Source organism: Sphingomonas sp. P3_C6 (assembly GCF_056402595.1).
In genome coordinates, this window is sequence record NZ_JBFUHB010000025.1 from 46414 (window position 1) to 65007 (window position 18594).

The following is an 18594-nucleotide window of genomic DNA, read 5'->3' on the forward strand; positions in this document are numbered from 1 at the left end:
GACCGGTTCTTCGAATGAAGCGGCCTTGAGGAACAGCACGGCAGCGTCGGCAGGCAAGGATGGGACGACGACTGACCGGACGGGTGCGGCGCCCGCGACCAGAACCGGGACATGGTATCAAGCGGGGGACTATCGGGTCCGCTCTCTCATGCCCGGCGTTTTCATCGTCCCCGTGAAGGACCTGCCTCAAATACGATATGAGGGCGATCGGGACAGCTTCTGTGAAACCCAGTCCACGGCTCCAACGACGGCGCAGGGGAAATGGGCGCGCTCGCGCGGTTGGCGGGTTGGAGTGGAAACGCGGCTGGGCGAGCTCACGCTCGTGAACATCATGCGGAGATATCATTACGAGGCACAGGCCTGTGGGCAGGACGATGGGCAGATTCTTCTGTTCCGTGACGACCGCCCTGTTGCCGCAATAAGCGTCCTCTCGCCCAAACGCAGCGACACTCTGGCGATCGAGATGCTCGACGATCAGGAGAGCGGCGCGATCCGGCTGAGAAATCAGTGGGTCGTCCCCTTTGGCGATCTGGTCGTGACCGGGCGCGATATCGAAATCCGGTCGCTACCGGCTTCGGACGCGGTCTGCCGTGGGAAGTTGAAAATCCCCAATATATTCGGCCAGCCTATCCAGCAGGCGCGCATGACCCTGGCCTCGGCCGGGTGGAGGGCGGCAAGGACCAGACCACCTGTCTATACGACCAATCCCGATGGCTCTCTCACCATCGAGAACCATTCTCATTTCGGGTTGTACAAAGAGGGTATCACTGAAGTGTCGGGATGCGCCCCGACGGGATTTTGCGATTTCGAATACCGCTCAAAGCGCGCGAGACTTACGGTTTCCACCATGGGCGAAAGGGCCGTCAGCTATCTCGTTGCATGCCGGGGCTGATCCGCGGGCCGTCGCCTATTTCCGGATCGAGAAGGTATAAGGGATGTAGAGGAACACTTCCGTGTTGCTCACCTGCTTCCAGGCGATGGCTTCATCCAGGCCGGTGAGGTCCAGGGCATAGTCCGGCCCGTAAAAGCTGAGGGCGTGAGTCGAACCAGTGGCGATGCGGCGATAGATGTCGTCGCGATACTGGTCCGGATTGACGATGGTGAGTGCCGGCACGCCATTCCTGTCCACCATGCCGCTGCCCGTGCGCGGCACGCTCTTGATGAACGCATCGAGGCGCTTTTCCGCATCGGCGATCGACCCGGCAAGCTTCACCTTGATCATCAGGCTGGCCTGGCTCGTATCGACGCGTCCCGCCGATCCCAGCGGCAGATCCTGATAGGTCGCCCTGGTGACCGGCGTCAGCTCGAAGCCGCCCGTGACCAGCTCGACCCCGGCCGCCCCGGCACGATCAATCGCCGCGAGCAGCATGCTGTGGATCTCGCGCTTGCGGGTCGCCTCGTCCCGCGTGTCCGATGCGACCGCGATCTGCAGCACCACCGCATCGGCCTGGCGCCGGAGCCCGACGACGGGGCGGTCCTGCTGGGCATAGCGCGCGTTGTTCCGGTTGCCGGTAACGACGACCTCGCCGAGGCCGGGGGCCAGCGCATCCTGCGCAAAGGCCGGAACGGTGCCGGCACCAAGGATCGCGGCCGCCAGCAACAGTCCTGGTCTCATCATCGTCCCCTCCTGGGCGAAAGTTCGGCCGTTTCGGGAGGAATGGCAAGCTGAAGATTTCGGGGGATTCTGTGCCTGACTGGCGAGCGATCAGAAACCCGGCGGAAGCGCGACACCCGGTGGGATGCGGACGACGGTGGTGAACAGGCGCAGCCGCGATGTCACGTCGGCGCTGGCGATCAGGTTCATCAGATAGGGATTGCCCTTGGCATCGCGGCGGACAAAGGCGCGGCGTTCGACGGCCGGGCTCGCCTGAGTCACCGGCGCCTGCTTCCATCCCTGCGCGACGATGCGCGCGCCGACCGCGTCGGTCAGGCCCGGCGTCGGCGCGGTGAGCAGGATCACGCGGCAGACCGGCTGCGGACCACCGAAGGTGACGACCATATCGCCTGCGGGGAGCGATCGCGAACCGATCGTCGCGCGGGAGATCATCGCCGTACCGGCGCGCCCGAGATCCTTGAGGATGCGGTTATCGACTCCGTAGGTCAGGCCCATCGCCTTCACGGCCGCCATGGTCTTGTCGAGGGCGTCCGGCGCTCCGTCCGCCGGCAGGGCGATGGCGCCCGACTGGATGCCGTAGCAGGCGGCTGTGCTGAGATCGGCAACCGCCTGGACGAGCGGCTGATCCAGCGTGGCGGGGATTTGGGCGGGAGTTTGGGCGGGCGATGCCGTGGCGACTGCAAGCGACGCGGCGAGGATGATGATGCGCATGGGGCCTCCGATCGGCAGTGGCATGCGGGGGCAGGTGTTTAGGAAGGGCTAAGCCGCCATTATGGGGCTATTTTTCGAGGCATGAGCCGCTTGCTGCATGGAGCCAGTGAGGGCTAGTCGGCAATTGGCACCACAATCCTGACGTAGAGACCAAGATGAACTTTTACATCGATAAGGATACGCGTCGCGTGCATGCCGAGGGTACGGATCTGGTCCTCTGGATTGATACCTTCCGTGAAGGATCGATCCTTATGATCGAGGACGGCGAAGGCAATCCGGTCGATCAATTCTATTGCTCGAGTTCGAAGCGAAAGCTCGGCTGGCTCGCCCGGCGGCGCCTGCCGGATTCCTTTTGTCCCTTTGTCGTTATCTGGACCGTCGGATGCCACCATCCCAAGGAGGCCCTAAGCGCCAAGGCAGGCATTCCGGCGAAAGATTTCATTCAACGGTTCTTCGAGTTTTTCAAAGGCTGGAATGGCGTGGGCTGCTATATTGATGAGCGCCCGAAGGACGCCCTGGTTGAAGTGATCTTCGGAGATTAGTCGATATGGCGAACCGACGTCGCAGGTCCGGCGCCGTAACGCCGAGCCCCCGTCACCGCGACGGCCGCGGCGCCTTGTCCTTGTTGCGCTTGTCGGCGACGAAGCTGTGGCCGTTCTCGCCCTTGTAGATGTCGAACAGGCCGATCGTCTCGAACAGGTCGGGGAAATTGCGCACGCCGTAATTGCGCGGGTCAATCGAGGCCTGGCGCTTGGCCGCGCTGCCGGCTGCGGGCATCGAGGCCCAGCCATCGTCCCAGGCGGCCGCCTCCACCGCGCCGCGCAGGATGGTGACGAGGGTCGCATCCTGGGCGAGGACCTTGCCCGGCGTCTTTGCCGGTGCGGGCTCGGCCTTGTCCTTTGCCTTTGCGGCGGTGCCGGCGACCTTGCCGTCCTTGCGCTTTTCGGCTGGCGGCGCGGCGGGCGCGGGCGCTGCGGGATCGTCGAGGCTGTCGAGATAGAGGAAGGTGGTGCAGGCGTTGACGAACGGATCGGGCGTCTTGCGCTCGCCAAAGCCATAGACGTCATGGCCGTTCGCCTTGAGCTGCATGACCAGGGGCGTGAAATCCGCGTCGCTGGAGGCGATGCAGAAGCCGTCGAGCTTCTGGGTGTAGAGCAGTTCCATCGCGTCGATGACGAGGGCGATGTCGGTCGCGTTCTTGCCCGCGGAATAGCTGAACTGCTGGATCGGCCGGATGGCGAAGGCGTGCAGCTTCTCCCGCCAGCCCTTCAGGCCGGCGCTGCCCCAGTCGCCATAGGCGCGGCGGATATTGGCGGTGCCGTATTTGGAGAGCTCGGCCAGGATCAGCGCGATCTTGCTGTGCGAGACATTGTCGGCGTCGATCAGCAGCGCGATGCGGCGATCGGGTGCCGGGGCCGTGGGTTGATAGTCTTCCATGTTTTTGTCTTTCTTGTCGGGCGATGCCCGGAATTTGTGGCGCCGCGCATCGGTGCGGCGGCGCTGGTTGTGGTTGGCGCGGCGTCGGTTGACCGAGGTGCCGCTGCCGGGAGGGGGGTGATAGCACAGGCCGTGCGGCATTGCCTCAGGGGTCGCGGGGCCTCAGGGGTCGCGGGGCCTCAGGGGTCGCGGGAAAATGGCCGCGTTGCGCGGAATGGCGCGCGCGATCAGTGCGCCGCCCCGCCCCTTATATTGATGGCGATCGACGCCGGCGTCGTCCGGATGCCGCTCACATGATTGCCATCGAAGGTGATGAGGGAGAGGTATTCACCGACCCGGATTCCATCCATTCGACACGCATGCGCCCATCCTTCATCAGATATGGGCGGCTATGCTCGAAATGCGAGGCGAAGGGCCACGCGATCAACGGCTTTGGCGTCAGGCAGCCAGCCCTTACCGCCGAATCGTCCGCGCAAAACACGCCAGTCGGATTGGACGTGAGCAGCTTTCGCGGGAAAGCGGCTCGATGGGACTCATAGGCCTTGATCAGGCTGGACATCACGCGGGCCAGTTCGGGCGGTATCGGTGCCCCGGCCGCAGCCGCCGGTTTCAGCGACCAGACCTCGAAATCGCCCTCCTTATGGATGATCGCATCCCCGCACATGCCTTCGACCGGACCGTCGCTAAAACAGCGGAGCGCGGGGGAAGGCGTTGCGGCCTGGAGCAATAGCGGAAGGATCAGCACGACCGTCTCCTGTGCAGGGGCCCTCGGCCGGTAGCGATATCCGGGGCGCATTCCAAACCGGCCGGTCGAGAATTGTCGCACACATCCCCGGACCGCCCAAACCCGGTAACCGGCCCCGTAACGTCAGGTTATGGCGACCTGACTGCAATCGACAAAGACCCAGCGCCGCCCCTCACGCCGCGCGGTGCAGTGCTCCACGGATATGAACGGTGCGTGCCCTTCGGCCTTGAGCGAGACCGTCAGTTCGGCCGTGGCCGTCGCCCTGGTAGTATCGTAGCGCGGGCGCGCAATGGAGAAGCCGGCGGTCGAGGCCTTGCCGCCGATATGCGGCGGCGCGAGGCCGTGATCCTGCCACGCGCAATCCTGGATATAGGTGCCGCCCTTTTCGCTGTCCCATTCGGGAAAGAAATCCTGTGCGGGCGGGGTTCGTTCGTTCCAGCCCAACTTCGCGCGACCGATCGCGACGACGATCGCGCAATCGTCGGCGCTGGCGTGTTCGACAAGCGGCTTGAGTTCAGCGGCGAACACAAGCGCCAGGGCGATGGCGAGCATGGCGGAACCTCCCCGGTTTCAGACCGGTCGATGTCCCATGATCCTGCGACAGGTGCAATCGGGGGATCGGGTGGAGGTAGAGGGTCGTGGCACCGCTATGCCGGAGTTCTGCACGCGTCCTCGGAACTCCCGTAATTGGTAAACTGGCATCGTGCTTCTCGCTTCGACAGCCTCTCGATGATCGTCATCATCAGGCGGCAGGCGACGCGGGCATCGGCGATTTCTCCACCGACGACGAGGGCTTCGGCGAATTCCCTGTGCGCGAAGCGCCAGCGATTGAGGGTGCCGACGCTCACCCCGAAATACTCGGCGATTTCATGATCGGTAGCGCCGAGGTGGCAGAGGTGGCGGGCCTGATCGGCGTAGGCGGGGTCGTAGAGCATGGGGCTGGGTAGCGGCGGTGGGGTGGGGTTTGAATCGATGGCATGGGGCTGGGCTGAGGCCGGGCGAGTCTGGGGGGTTTGGGGGTTATTGCACGTGGCACCGCAACTTCTCTACCTGCTCACAGTGGCGAGTTTGTGAGCGTCGCACTTGTCATAGACTGTATCGTTTTTGCGGTGGGGATGACCAGGCGCTTCGATCGATGGTTGGGCTTCTCACACTCCAGCGTAATTAGTGCACTGTCACGCAATTTCCTGAACAATCAGCCGTCATTTGGGCGCTTGCTCTCTTAACTAATTAGAATAGTATGTGACCGAGCACACTTGCCGGCACGGATTACAATATGCACATCAAGACAATGACGGTAAGGAATTTCCGCGGCCTAGATAAGATCGATTTCGCACCTGGATCGGGCCTGAACGTAATAGCGGGCCCAAATGCGGTAGGCAAAACTACAATATTAGAGGCGATTCGCCTAACAAAATCTCTGCTCGCTCAGCGATTCCCGGGAGAAGCAAATCAAGTGCTTCACGCCCTTGGCGGAAATCCAAACCCTAGCCTAGGCGCAAACTCTCAAATCGCCGCACTGGCGGGCAATGCAAACCAACCAATTATGATTGATATATTAATCGAGCTGGATGCTACAGAAATATCTAAAATCAAAAACTCTGCTTCTGAGCTTGGATTTATGCTGCTTCAAACTCAGCTTGCGAGATCCCTCAATGATAGCGTAGTCGATTTTACTCAATTCCTGAGCACGCCAGACGGCCAAGCAAAATTGGAAGAATCTCACGCCACGGTCCTTGATGCTCTAAAGGTATTTTCGCAGTCCACACCGATCCACCTTGGTCTATATGTAGACACATTTAATAGCCAGATCAGGGGTGCCGACGCAAACTCTCAAACATTCCTAATATTTCTGGAAAGGTCTCTATCCCCTGCAAAAACATACTTCAACTATTTTAGCGCTGATCGTGCGATGCCGGTAGGAGAGGTCGCAATCCAGCTTGGAGCTGGCGATGTAGCACAGCAAATCACCTCCTACTTGGCTCAGCCATCCACAAAATACGCGAGAATTAAGCAGCTAATCGTTCAGACCATGCTTCTTGACAAAAGCGGACGAGAAACCTTGGAGAACGAATTCAACTTGATATTTGACAACCTTCTTCCAGGCAAAAAACTATCCGGCGTATCCTTTAATGAGCATGGAGTACTTAGAGTACTCGTAGAAGACAAAGAGACCGGCAAGATATTCGACATTGACAGCATGAGCAGTGGTGAAAAAGGTCTCGTTCTAACTTTTCTTACCCTTCGGCTTAGCAGCAAGAATGACAGCATAGTCATGATAGATGAGCCAGAGCTACATCTAAATGCCGCGGTATCATCTCGAATAGTCAGATTTTTGATGGAACACTGCGTTCAAGACATGGGATTGCAGCTATTTATATGCAGCCATTCCCCCGAGGTCGTACGAGATGCATTTGAACTACCAGAATGTAGATTATTTCACCTTAGATCTTCGACCGATCTAAGCCCCGTTCTGCAGCAGGACAGTGGCGAAGTGTTCGAGATACTGAATAGGTTAGGATCTAACACTGCTGATATTTTATTCAACAGAGGGACAATTTTTGTCGAGGGAGAACACGATGCAGCCATTTTGCAGGCGGGATACCCCACAACACTCCAGGGCTTCAAAATTCAAAGTTTAGGCGGAAGATCGGAGATTGAAAAGGAAATACCGCTCCTTCAGGCGGCAGAAAAGAGCTCCAACCTCAAAAAGATTCAGTTATTTATATTTGATATGGATCGAAATATAAGTAAGCTAAGGAGCAGCGATACCGTTCGAGTTCAACAACTAAAGAGATACTGCATTGAGAATTACTTATTAGATGAGGTCATCTTATTTGATATAATTTCAGCCAATTCAAATAAATTTAACGAGTCACGCGGCACCTTTCCTACAACTCTAGAAGAAATTGCGCTGAGCCAGCTTGATCAGTACGTCCTGCAAAAGGCATACGCTGGATTAGAGCCCGCGAATGCCGGCATTAGGCCCAAGGAGGTTCGCGGCCTGGATTTTCACGATGCAGCGCCTGTCCTCTGGAATAGGATACAAGAGATACGTGAGCAGGTTTCAAACCTCGATGCAGTCACGTGGCAAAACAATTTCGTTTCCGTATGCCTATCAGAAAAATCCGCCTTGGAAGCATCTTGGAAGATTGACTGGAAAAGTCTAGCTAGTGGAAAGCAAATAATCGACGACTTATACGTCAGGTACGAAATCACTCTAAAAAAAGTTGATTTCAAGAGATCAGTCATTAAATCCATGGCGGATTCCGAGACAGATACTTGGAGAGTCCTTGACTCACTCTTAAAAAATGAACTTTCATGAAATTCTTTGATCGTGCCCGTTTAGCATCTTACTTCGGATACACAGAATATCCCAGCCATTAATAGCAAATCAGTAAGAAAGCTCAGGATCATAAATATCCGCCCTGAACATCGCATAGGACCTCTCAAGTCCTTCCGTTGACGATTTGTCCTCTCCGCACGCCCTCTGCGGGAATGGCGATTGTCCATCGGCCTTCCCTTGTCCTGCCACAAAAGGCAGAGGAAGTGTCTTCACTCCGCTGCTACCCGCTCCCGCCCGCGCTCCAGCAGCGGCGCGAGATACTGCCCGGTAAAAGACCCCTTCGCCTTCGCCACCTTCTCCGGCGTGCCCTCGGCGACGATCTCGCCGCCCTTCACGCCGCCCTCCGGCCCGAGGTCGAGCACCCAGTCGGCGGTCTTGATGACGTCGAGATTGTGTTCGATCACCACGACCGTGTTGCCCTGGTCGACCAGCGCGTGGAGCACTTCGAGCAGTTTGCGCACGTCCTCGAAATGCAGCCCGGTCGTGGGCTCGTCCAGGATATAGAGGGTCTGGCCGGTCGCGCGGCGTGACAGTTCCTTGGCCAGCTTCACGCGTTGTGCTTCGCCGCCCGACAGGGTCGTCGCCTGCTGGCCGACCTTGACATAGCCGAGACCGACTTCCGCCAGCATCGCCATCTTGTCGCGGATCGGGGGGACTGCCTTGAAGAACTCGACCGCGTCCTCGACCGTCATGTCGAGCACGTCGGCGATGCTCTTGCCCTTGAACTTCACCTCCAGTGTCTCGCGGTTGTAGCGGGCGCCGTGGCACACGTCGCACGTCACATAGACGTCGGGCAGGAAGTGCATCTCGATCTTGAGCAGGCCGTCGCCCTGGCATGCCTCGCACCGGCCGCCCTTGACGTTGAAGCTGAACCGCCCGGCCTTGTAGCCGCGCGCCTGGCTTTCGGGCAGGCCGGCGAACCAGTCGCGGATCTGGGTGAAGGCGCCGGTATAGGTCGCCGGGTTGGAGCGCGGGGTGCGGCCGATCGGCGACTGATCGATGTCGATCACCTTGTCGAGATATTGCAGGCCGCTGATCTTCTCATGCTTGCCGGCGAGCACGCGCGCGCCGTTGAGCTGGCGCGCGGCGGCGGCATAGAGCGTGTCGATGGTGAAGCTCGACTTGCCCGAGCCCGACACGCCGGTGATGCAGGTGAAGGTGCCGAGCGGCAGGCTGGCGGTGACGCCGCGCAGATTGTTGGCGGTGGCGTTGTGCACCGTCAGCTTCTTGCCATTGCCCTTGCGCCGCGTGGTGGGCACCGCGACCTCGCGCGTGCCGTTGAGATAATCGGCGGTGACGCTGCCCTTCGAATTCAGGATATCGTCGAGCGAGCCCTGCGCCACGACCGCGCCGCCATGGACGCCAGCGCCGGGGCCCATATCGATGATGTAATCGGCCGAGCGGATCGCATCCTCGTCATGCTCGACCACCAGCACGGTGTTGCCGAGATCGCGCAGGCGCCGCAGCGTCTTGAGCAGCATGTCGTTGTCGCGCTGGTGAAGGCCGATGCTCGGCTCATCGAGCACATAGAGCACGCCCGACAGGCCGGAGCCGATCTGCGACGCGAGACGGATGCGCTGGCTCTCGCCGCCCGAAAGCGTGCCCGAGGTGCGATCCAGGTTGAGATAATCCAGGCCGACATTGTTGAGGAAGCCGATCCGTTCGAGGATCTCCTTCAAGATGCGTTCGGCGATGGCGTTCTGCTGATCGGTGAGCTCGGCCGGAATCGCGCTGAACCAGGCGAGCGCATCGACCACCGACAGATGCGTGATCGAGGAGATGTCGCGCATGCCGATCTTGACCGCCAGCGCCTCCGGCTTGAGGCGGGCGCCGTGGCAGACCTCACACGCGGCGCTGCTCTGATATTTGGACAGCTCCTCGCGCATCCAGGCGCTTTCGGTCTGGAGCATGCGGCGGTTGAGGTTGCCGATGACGCCCTCGAACGGCTTGCGCACGTCGTAGGACTTCTTGCCGTCGACGAAGGTGAGCGTGACGGGCTTGCCGCCGGTGCCGTGCAGGATGATGAGCTTCACCTCGCCGGGGAGTTCTTCCCAGGGGGTGTCGAGGCTGAAGCCGAATTCTCGGGCGAGGCTGCCGAGGACCTGCATGTAATAGGGGCTGGGCGGGTTCGACTTTGCCCAGGGGACGACGGCGCCCTTCTTGATGGAGAGCGCGTGGTTGGGAACGACGAGTTCCTCGTCGAACAGCAGTTTTTCGCCGAGGCCGTCGCAGGCCGGGCAGGCGCCTTGCGGGGCGTTGAAGGAGAAGAGGCGCGGTTCGATCTCGGCGATGGTGAAGCCGGAGACCGGGCAGGCGAATTTTTCGCTGAAGACGATGCGATTGGCGGGGATGCCGGTGTTTTTCATCTTGCCTTCGGGGGCCGCGACGGCGGCCTCCGAGGTGAACTTCTGCGGCATTTCGCGGACGGCGTTCTTGCTCCCCTCCCGCTTGCGGGAGGGGTTGGGGGAGGGCTTGTCACCAGGGGCGGCGGCATCTGCGGACAGGCCCTCCCCTAGCCCCTCCCGCAAGCGGGAGGGGGATATTTCGGCCACCGTCGTGTCGACCAGATCGACATAGGCCAGGCCTTCGGCGAGCTTCAGTGCGGTTTCGAAACTGTCGGCCAGGCGCGTCGACATGTCGGGGCCGACGACGAGGCGATCCACCACCACTTCGATGTCATGCTTGTACTTCTTGTCGAGCGCGGGGGCTTCATCGATCTCGTGGAGTTCGCCGTCGATGCGCACGCGGGTGAAGCCGGCCTTCTGCCACTCCAGCATCTCCTTGCGATACTCGCCCTTGCGGCCGCGCACGACGGGGGCGAGCAGGTACAGGCGCGTGCCTTCGGGCAGCGCCATGACGCGGTCGACCATCTGGCTGACGGTCTGCGCCGCGATCGGCAGGCCGGTCTCGGGCGAATAGGGGATGCCGACGCGCGCCCATAACAGGCGCATATAATCATAGACCTCGGTGACGGTGGCGACCGTCGAGCGCGGGTTGCGGCTGGTGGTCTTCTGCTCGATCGAGATCGCGGGCGACAGACCCTCGATATGGTCGACGTCCGGCTTCTGCATCAGTTCGAGGAACTGGCGCGCATAGGCCGAGAGCGACTCGACATAGCGCCGCTGCCCCTCGGCATAGATGGTGTCGAAGGCGAGGCTCGACTTGCCCGAGCCGGACAGGCCGGTGATTACCGTGAGCGTATCGCGCGGGATGTCGATCGAGACATCCTTGAGGTTGTGCTCGCGCGCGCCGCGCACGGATATGTGAGTCAGCATGCGCTGTTCTGTTCCATATTTGTTCGGATTCGGCAAGAGCCGTTCCCGAGCAATATAGGAACGCGGCCGCAGGTTTCGAGCCGCGACCGTGTTGCTTTGGATCAAGGGGCCGCGGGATCAGGGGGTCGGGGCGGCCTCGACATAGCGGGTGTCGGTCGGGCCTATACCGGTGATGTAGAGCGTGACGGGATCGGCGCCGGTATGGGCGAAGTGCGCCGCGTCGGCCGGCTCGGCGTAGAAGCTGCCGGGCGGGAGGGCCTTGAACGCGGCGTCGGTCGCCTTCTCGCCATAGCCGAAATACCAGGTGCCGGAGACGACGGTGGCGGTGCGATCGTCGCGGTGGCGGTGGGCGGCGATGCGGGTGTTGGCGGGGACGGTCAGCGCGATGGTGTAGAGGCCCGGCTTCGTCGGATCGCCCGAGAGGATGCGGGTGCGGATGCCGGCCACGCCCGAGGTGCCGGCGCCGGCACCGAGCGCGGGGAGCGCAGCGATGTCGGCGGGGGCTAGGCGGAGCTGGCCGCCCTCCCCCTGCTGGGCTGCGGCGGAGAGCGGAAGCAGGGCCGCGGCGAGCAGGAGGAGGCGCGGGGTCACTTGGCGGGGACCAGGAAGGCGCGGACCTGGGAGACGGTCGCGGTGGGGTTTTCCTCCATGATCCAGTGGCCGGATCCGGGGATCACGCCTTCCGTCACATTCTCGGCGCCGCCGCGCATCACCACCGCCATGGTCAGGCCGAAGCTCTTCTCACCACCGAGCGCGAGGACCGGCATCTTGAGCTTGCCGTTGGCGGCGAGCCAGGCGCGATTGTCGATCGCGTCCTGATCGAAGGCGGCGAATTGCGCGAAGCCGGAATGCATCGCACCGGGGAGCGCGTAGAGCTTGGCGTAATGCTCGCGCGAGCCTTCGGTGAAATGCTTCGGGTCGGCCGAGAATTCATTCCAGAAGCGGTCGAGATAGATGCGCTCGCGGCCGGCGACCAGACGCTCCATGTCTGGCCCGCCGAAGCGGAAATGCCAGAGCAGCGGGTTCTTGAGGATTTCTTCCCATGGACCGACGCCGGGCACGGGCGCGTCGATCAGGACAAAGCGCCTCACCCGGTCCTGGTGCTGCTCGGCAAAGGCATAGCCGACCATGTTGCCGATATCGTGCGTGACGAGATCGACCTGACCGGTGACCTTCAGCGCATCGAGTACGCCGATCACGTCGCCCGCCTGGGTCTTCTTGTCGAAGCCGCCAGCGGGTTTCGAGGACAGGCCGAGCCCGCGCAGATCGGGCACGATCACGGTATGGTCGCGCATCAGGTCGGCGGCCATAGGCCCCCACATGTCGCCGGTCTCGCCATAGCCGTGCAGCAGCACGACCGCGGGCCCCTTGCCGCCGACGCGGACATGGATGGTCGCACCGTTGGTGGCGATCTCCTGGGTGTGGAACGTCGAGGGGAAAGGCGGCACCTGGGCGGCGGCCGGCGCGGCCATCAGCAACGCGGCACCGGCGAGTAGGATCGAACGAAGCATGGCGAATTTTCCCTGTTTGGCGACGCCCGCATGGCGCCCCCTTACGAGGATGAAGGTGATGGCTATGCAACGTTCGGTCTAGTAGCCTTATCCTGAACCTTGTGTCCGGGATTACCGAACGATGATGAAGCTGGACGGGCTTGCGGCCTTTGTCGCGATCACCGAGGCGGGATCGATCAGCGCGGCGGCGCGGCGGCTGGGCGTGGCGAAATCGGTGGCGAGCGAAAGGCTGGCCGAACTCGAGCGGCTGCTCGGCACGCGGCTGGTCCAGCGGACGACGCGCAAGCTGAGCCTGACCGAGGACGGCCAGACCTTCCTGCCGCGTGCGCAGCAGATCCTCTACCAGGCGCGCGAGGCGGCGGCCGAGCTGGCGCAGCGGCGCGGGACGCTGGCCGGGCCGCTGCGCGTGTGCGGGCCGGTCGGCTTCGGCATTCTCCACCTTGGGCCGGCGCTGAACCATTTCCTGCGCGACCATCCCGATATCGACCTGACGCTGGAGCTGGATGACGGCTTTGTCGACGCGGCGGCGAGCGGGTTCGACGCGGTGATCCGGCACGGGCCGGTCGGCGACACGCGGCTGGTGGCGAAGCGGCTTGCGCGGACACGGCGGGTGCTGGTCGCCTCGCCCGCCTATCTGGCGGCGAAGGGCCGGCCGGCGAGCCTGCCCGGCCTGTCGGGGCATTGCGGCATCCTCTACGCCAATCGCGATGCCGACTGGCGCTTTGCCGGGGCGGAGGGCTGGACGGTGCTGCGCCCGCGCGCGGCGTTGCGCGTGAACAACGGCCTGGTGATGCGCGACGCGGCCCTGGCAGGGCTCGGCATCACCTGTTGCCGACCTTCTTCGTGCATGAGCAGCTTGCGGACGGATCGCTGGTGGAACTCGATGTCGGCATGGAGGCCGAGGGCGCCGAACTGTACATCGCCTATCCGCGCGACCGCAGCGCCTCCGCCAAGATCGCCGCGCTGACCGCGAGCCTGCGGCGCAGCTTCGGCGACCCGCCTTATTGGGACGTGGCGTCGCCTGCGGACCTAAACAATTCCCATCCGTAGCGAATGCCCGCCAGTGGCGGATGCAGGGGCAATAACATTCATCCAAATGGGGCGGATTTATAACAGACTTCCCCTCGATATGGGGACATCTCCTGAAGACATTCAGCTTATCAGGCGTATATTTCGACAATAGAGAATCGACCCGCGCGTCGACATAAAACATTGTACATCATTTATATGATGACCGCGCGCCCTTTGTTTGCGTGTTTTCCAGGAAACATAAAGCAAGAGAGGCTTAAAATGTCCGACATGGCGAAAACACGGCTCACCGTTCTGCGCGGGAGCGCGGCGATGTTACTGGTGATGGGGGCGCTGGTCACCGCGCCCGTCGCCGCGGCGCAATCCGGAACCCTTCAGGCATCGGGGCCGCTGGTCCGCCAGGATTCGTCCGACTGCGGCAACACCAACGTCAACGGGTCCGATCCGGCGCGCAACGGTGGCGAGGTGGCGATCACCCAGACCGATGCGGGAGATACGACCGCCGCCGTGCAGATCACCAGCGGCACGCCCAACACCTCTTATGATTTCTACTGGAAATGCCAGCGCGGGCTCGGCCCGGTCCGCACCGATGCCGCCGGCAAGGGCAGCGCGAGCTTCGGATTCAAGGCACCCGCGGGATCGACGCTCACCTTCGACATGTATCCTGCCGGCGCTCCGTCCGGGAACAAGTTCCAGAGCGTGCGCATCACCCCGGTTCGCGCGACCACGCAACGCAAATCGATCCTGCAATTGAACTCGACCGAGCTGGCCAGCCTGCGCCGCGGCGTCGCGCAGATGAAGGCGTGGAACAGCGAACCGCGCGGCAGCGCCAATTTCCGGCGCAGCTGGATCTATTGGGCGAACATGCATGCCTATTTCGGCGCGGGCTGCGCCAATCCTTCCGGCCTGAACGCCGCCGGGATGAGCGGCCTGACCGCCCAGGCCAAAAGCAATCCCGACGAGAATGCGACCTGGTGCACCTGTCAGCACGGCACCATCCAGTTCCTGACGTGGCACCGCATGTACCTCTATTATTTCGAAAAGGTGCTCCAGGCGGCGTCGGGCGACGCCAATCTGCGGCTACCCTTCTGGGATTATGAGGCCAATGCGCAGATGCCGCCCGCGTACCGCGACCAGACCTATGTCAACTCGAACGGCCAGAGCGTGGCCAACCCGCTCTACATCCCCAATCGCCAGGCGCAGTTGAATAACGGTACCGGCAATCTCGCACCCTCCGTCGTATCGACCGCGAACGCGATGCAGCAGACGAGCTACAGCCCGTTCAACGGCGCGATCGAACAGACCCCGCATGGCGCCGTGCATTGCGCGGTGGGCGTCGCCAACTGCCCGACCGGCTATATGGGCGCGGTGCCGGCGGCGGGGAACGACCCGATCTTCTACACCCACCACACCAATATCGACCGGCTGTACGAATGCTGGCTCCGGGTGAACCCGGCGGCGCGGCTGCCGAACAACCAGAACCAGCTCAACGCCACCTTCAATTTCATCGACGGCACCGGCGCACTGGTGACCCGCACGGTGAAGGACATGCTGACCACCGCGCAGCTCGGCTACAGCTATGCGGCGGGCGGCGGCTGCCCGGCGACGCTCAAGATCAGGCTGCCGACCAGAATGCTCCAGGAGAAGGCCTTGCGCGTCTATCCGCTGGTCGGCCCGACCCCGTTACAGCGCGGGACCACCGTCCTGCCGCTGAAGATCGCGCCGGACATGCGCAAATCGATGCTGAACGCGGCGCCAAAGGGCAATGGGGAGACTCCCCGGTCGGTGGTGGTGATCGACGGCTTCACCTATGACGAAGCCCCGGGCGTCCTCTACGAGGTCTATGTCCAGGGTGCCGGCGGCAAGCGTGTGTTGCTGGGCGTGATCAACTTCTTCAACCTCACCGCACCACAGCACGACCATGGCGACATGGCCGGCATGGCGGCCGGAGCATCGGACGAGAAGACGTTCGACGCGACCGAGGCACTGAAGACACTGGGCAGCGGCGATACCTCGCTGGTGATCGAACCGAGCACCGGCGTGACGGGCACCAGCCCAGCCCTTGCCGCACGCCAGATCGGCCCGAAGGCCAATGTCCGTTTCAGCTCGGCCCGGATCGAGCTGCGCTAGCCCCCCGGCACCAGCCCCCCTGGTGCCGGCCGCCAAGGGCCGTCGGGATGCGAATTCCGGCGGCCCGAAGGCCTTCGCTCGCATGACGTGACGCTTTTCGGCGTGGAATCGGGGTTTGCCTCGACGATCCTGCAATCTTCGCCCTCCCCTTGTGCGTGCTGCGCCGCAGCATAGACTGAAGCATCGACTCAGGGGGAAAGATGGCGGGAACTGTCCTTAAATGCGTGGTCGTCGGCGGCATTGCCGCTGTGCTGGGCGTCTCTCCCGTTGCGGCCCAGGTGGTGCATGACGGTGCGCCGACCGCGGCGATCGCCGGCTCGGTGACGGTGCCGCCGGGCGCGACGACCCTGTATGTCAGCGGCCTGCTGCCCGATCCCGTCGCCGGTGCGGCGGAGACCGATCCGGCCCGCTGGGGCAACACCGAGACCCAGTCGCGCTCCGTGTTCGGCAAGATCAAGGCAGCGCTCGCGGCGAAGGGCATGGCGCCGGGCGATGTCGTGATGATGCGGGTCTATCTGGTCGCCCCGCCCGGGGCGACCACCATGGACTTCGCGGGCATGATGACCGCGTACAGGGAAGTCTGGGGCACCCCGGACCAGCCACTGAAACCGGCGAGGGTGACGGTTCAGGTCGCAGCCCTCGCCGCCCCACATTATCTGGTCGAGGTCGAGGTAACCGCCGCGAAAGTCGCCTCCAAATGACGACGCGCCGGGCCTTCCTGCACGCGATAGGAAGGGCCGGCGGCTATAGCGCCGTCTATCTGTCGATGCAGGCAATGGGCCTGCTCGCGACGCCCGCCGCCGCTGCGACGCGGATCGCCGACCTTCCGCCGGGATCAGGTGCGGGCCGCTCCGTGGCGATCCTTGGTGCCGGCATTGCCGGGCTGGTCGCCGCCTATGAGCTCGGCAAGGCCGGCTACAAGGTGACCGTGCTGGAGGCGCGCGGACGGGTCGGCGGGCGCGTCTGGTCGATCCGCGGCGGCGACCGGATCGAGCAGATCGGGCGCGAGGACCAGGTCTGCGCTTTCGACAATGGCTTCTATTTCAACGCGGGCGCGGCGCGGCTGCCGACCGCGCATACCGCGATCCTGGGCTATGCCCGCGCATTCGACGTGCCGATCGAGGTGATGGTCAACGTCAACCGCGCCGCCCGGCTCGATTTCGGCGGGCGATCGATCACCGAACGACAGGCGGTGAACGACACCAAGGGTCGTTTCGCCGAGCTGATCGCCAAGGCGCTCGATGCCGGTGCGCTCGATGCGCAGGTGACCCAGGCCGACCGCGCCGCGCTGCGCAGCTATCTGGAACGCTGGGGCGCGCTCGATCCGAAGGGCGTGTATCGCGGATCCGACCGGTCGGGTTTCCGCGACAACCCCGGCGGCTATGCCAATCCGGGCATAGCGATGGATCCGCTGACGCTCGACCAGATCATCGCCGACGGCTTCTGGGGCGGCGGACTTACCTTCGAGGAGACGTTCGACCAGCAGGCACCGATGTTCCAGCCGGTGGGCGGCATGGACCGCATCGCCTATGCGATCTACGCGCGGGTGAAGGACGATGTGCGGCTCAACACACCGGTGAAGGCAGTGCGGCCGACCGGGCACGGCGTGCGGGTGCTGCTCGCAGACGGCGGCGCGGTGGACGCGGATTATTGCCTGTGCACCCTGCCCGCGACGATGGTGAAGAAGCTGGATATACCGCTTTCGCCGGCGAAGAAGGCAGCGCTGGCCAATACGGTCTACGCACCCTCGGCGAAGGTCGCGTGGGAAGCGCCGCGCTTCTGGGAGCAGGAAGGCATCTATGGCGGCCTCGCCTTCACCGACGCGCCGAGCCAGCTCATCTGGTATCCGAGCGGCAACTGGAATGCGCCCAAGGGAATCCTGGTCGGCGCCTATGCGGCCGGCGGGCTTGGCGATGCCACCTCCTTCTCCAGCATGCCGCATGCGCAACGGCTTCAGCTGTCGCGCGAGGTGATCGAGCGGATGCATCCGGGCAAATCGGCGTTGCTGACCAAGGGCGTGACGGTGGCGTGGAACGAGACGCCGTGGAGCGAAGGCATCACCGCACGCTGGACGCCCGAGCAACGCAAGACCGACTATGCCGAATTGTGCCGGCCCGAGGATCGCATCTTCTTCGCCGGCGAGCATCTGAGCTATATCGGCGCCTGGCAGGAGGGTGCCGCCCTGTCCGCGCATGAGGCGATGACCCTGCTCCACACCCGCGTCGTGGCCGAGCGGTTGAGCGAGAAACGGGTGGCCTGAGTCGGGCACCGCCTGCTTCCGGGGCTTGAGACGGCATGGCCAGCCAGTGCCGATCCGGGTGAGTCCGGTTAGACGGAGTATGTCGTAGACTCATAAAGCGGACGGTCGACAAACCCGAAGAGTTTCGGACGCCGGCAGGCGTACGAAAGTCGCGGATGCCCGAACCCGCGGGCCCCGGTCGGTGGTCTATGGGGATTTCGGCTTTGGGCAGGTCCTGGCGCTGATCGAGGCGTCGGATATGCGGACGAATCTGGAAGCAGACGGACCGCTTTTCGTGAGTTTGGGTCTGACCGCTTTCAGGATGGCAGCCAGGGAAAGCGGACATTCTAGAGTCATTCTCGATCAGGTTTGCACGTACCCGGCGTGTTTGAGGTAGTTTGCACATTCGGCAGGTCTGACAGTTTCGAGGATGGTCTTGAGGGCGTTGCATATGGCGTCGAAGGATCGAGGTGCCATTCGCCTGAGCAGTTTCTTGATTTTGGCGAAGAGCTGCTCGATCGGATTGAAGTCGGGGCTGTAGGCGGGGAGATAGAGC

At 62.8% G+C, this 18594-nt stretch carries 17 protein-coding genes; 7 read left to right on the plus strand and 10 right to left on the minus strand.

What is annotated here, in order from left to right; translation table 11 throughout:
* Positions 1–292: 292 nt before the first annotated feature.
* On the plus strand, positions 293–892 hold the full coding sequence (locus AC1DT7_RS19280; protein WP_478037802.1) for a hypothetical protein: 600 nt from the start codon (positions 293–295) through the stop codon (positions 890–892).
* A gap of 15 nt (positions 893–907) precedes the next feature.
* On the opposite strand, the gene AC1DT7_RS19285 is transcribed toward AC1DT7_RS19280, so the two are convergent.
* Together AC1DT7_RS19285 and AC1DT7_RS19290 are read right to left on the minus strand one after the other, a co-directional pair.
* Positions 908–1618 carry a hypothetical protein gene (locus AC1DT7_RS19285; RefSeq protein ID WP_478037803.1) on the minus strand — a complete coding sequence of 237 codons (711 nt, stop codon included), beginning with the start codon at positions 1616–1618 and terminating at the stop codon, positions 908–910.
* An 87-nt stretch (positions 1619–1705) separates the two neighbouring features.
* The gene (locus AC1DT7_RS19290; protein ID WP_478037804.1) at positions 1706–2326 is read right to left on the minus strand and encodes a hypothetical protein; all 621 of its coding nucleotides are present in this window, start codon (positions 2324–2326) and stop codon (positions 1706–1708) included.
* Positions 2327–2481: 155 nt separating this feature from the next.
* Between AC1DT7_RS19290 and AC1DT7_RS19295 the strand changes: the two genes are divergently transcribed.
* Positions 2482–2868 (plus strand): hypothetical protein, encoded by a 387-nt coding sequence (locus tag AC1DT7_RS19295; protein WP_478037805.1) that lies wholly within the window; start codon positions 2482–2484, stop codon positions 2866–2868.
* Between the two features lie 52 nt (positions 2869–2920).
* On the opposite strand, the gene AC1DT7_RS19300 is transcribed toward AC1DT7_RS19295, so the two are convergent.
* The 4 genes from AC1DT7_RS19300 to AC1DT7_RS19315 all read right to left on the minus strand — a co-directional run bounded on the left by AC1DT7_RS19300 (position 2921) and on the right by AC1DT7_RS19315 (position 5443).
* Positions 2921–3763, minus strand: coding sequence for an NYN domain-containing protein (locus AC1DT7_RS19300; RefSeq protein ID WP_478037806.1), 843 nt, complete (start codon positions 3761–3763; stop codon positions 2921–2923).
* Positions 3764–4052: 289 nt separating this feature from the next.
* Complete coding sequence (locus tag AC1DT7_RS19305) at positions 4053–4508, minus strand: hypothetical protein (protein WP_478037807.1); 456 nt, start codon at positions 4506–4508, stop codon at positions 4053–4055.
* Between the two features lie 123 nt (positions 4509–4631).
* Positions 4632–5060, minus strand: a complete 429-nt coding sequence (locus AC1DT7_RS19310; RefSeq protein ID WP_478037808.1) for a hypothetical protein — start codon at positions 5058–5060, stop codon at positions 4632–4634.
* A 95-nt stretch (positions 5061–5155) separates the two neighbouring features.
* On the minus strand, positions 5156–5443 hold the full coding sequence (locus tag AC1DT7_RS19315) for a hypothetical protein (protein WP_478037809.1): 288 nt from the start codon (positions 5441–5443) through the stop codon (positions 5156–5158).
* Positions 5444–5784: 341 nt separating this feature from the next.
* Between AC1DT7_RS19315 and AC1DT7_RS19320 the strand changes: the two genes are divergently transcribed.
* On the plus strand, positions 5785–7833 hold the full coding sequence (locus AC1DT7_RS19320; protein WP_478037810.1) for an ATP-dependent nuclease: 2049 nt from the start codon (positions 5785–5787) through the stop codon (positions 7831–7833).
* Positions 7834–8063: 230 nt separating this feature from the next.
* Here AC1DT7_RS19320 and uvrA read toward each other — a convergent pair whose 3' ends face one another.
* The 3 genes from uvrA to AC1DT7_RS19335 form a co-directional block, all read right to left on the minus strand.
* Positions 8064–11129, minus strand: a complete 3066-nt coding sequence (uvrA, locus tag AC1DT7_RS19325) for an excinuclease ABC subunit UvrA (protein WP_478037811.1) — start codon at positions 11127–11129, stop codon at positions 8064–8066.
* A gap of 117 nt (positions 11130–11246) precedes the next feature.
* A complete protein-coding gene (locus AC1DT7_RS19330) occupies positions 11247–11720 on the minus strand; it encodes a cupin domain-containing protein (RefSeq protein WP_478037812.1) in 474 nt (157 codons plus the stop codon).
* Positions 11717–12640, minus strand: a complete 924-nt coding sequence (locus tag AC1DT7_RS19335) for an alpha/beta fold hydrolase (RefSeq protein WP_478037813.1) — start codon at positions 12638–12640, stop codon at positions 11717–11719. The genes AC1DT7_RS19330 and AC1DT7_RS19335 overlap by 4 nt, the downstream gene beginning before the upstream one ends.
* Before the next feature lie 121 nt (positions 12641–12761).
* On the opposite strand from AC1DT7_RS19335, the gene AC1DT7_RS19340 reads away from it, so the two are divergent.
* The 4 genes from AC1DT7_RS19340 (at position 12762) to AC1DT7_RS19355 (ending at position 18059) form a co-directional block, all read left to right on the plus strand.
* Positions 12762–13607 (plus strand): LysR family transcriptional regulator, encoded by an 846-nt coding sequence (locus AC1DT7_RS19340; RefSeq protein ID WP_478037814.1) that lies wholly within the window; start codon positions 12762–12764, stop codon positions 13605–13607.
* A gap of 323 nt (positions 13608–13930) precedes the next feature.
* The gene (locus tag AC1DT7_RS19345) at positions 13931–15799 is read left to right on the plus strand and encodes a tyrosinase family protein (RefSeq protein ID WP_478037815.1); all 1869 of its coding nucleotides are present in this window, start codon (positions 13931–13933) and stop codon (positions 15797–15799) included.
* Between the two features lie 200 nt (positions 15800–15999).
* Entirely contained in the window at positions 16000–16500 is a 501-nt protein-coding gene (locus AC1DT7_RS19350; protein WP_478037816.1) for a Rid family hydrolase, read from the plus strand.
* Positions 16497–18059, plus strand: coding sequence for a flavin monoamine oxidase family protein (locus AC1DT7_RS19355; protein ID WP_478037817.1), 1563 nt, complete (start codon positions 16497–16499; stop codon positions 18057–18059). The genes AC1DT7_RS19350 and AC1DT7_RS19355 overlap by 4 nt, the downstream gene beginning before the upstream one ends.
* 342 nt (positions 18060–18401) lie before the next feature.
* Here AC1DT7_RS19355 and AC1DT7_RS19360 read toward each other — a convergent pair.
* Positions 18402–18594: transposase (locus AC1DT7_RS19360; protein WP_478037818.1), on the minus strand; the 193-nt coding region annotated here is incomplete at its 5' end.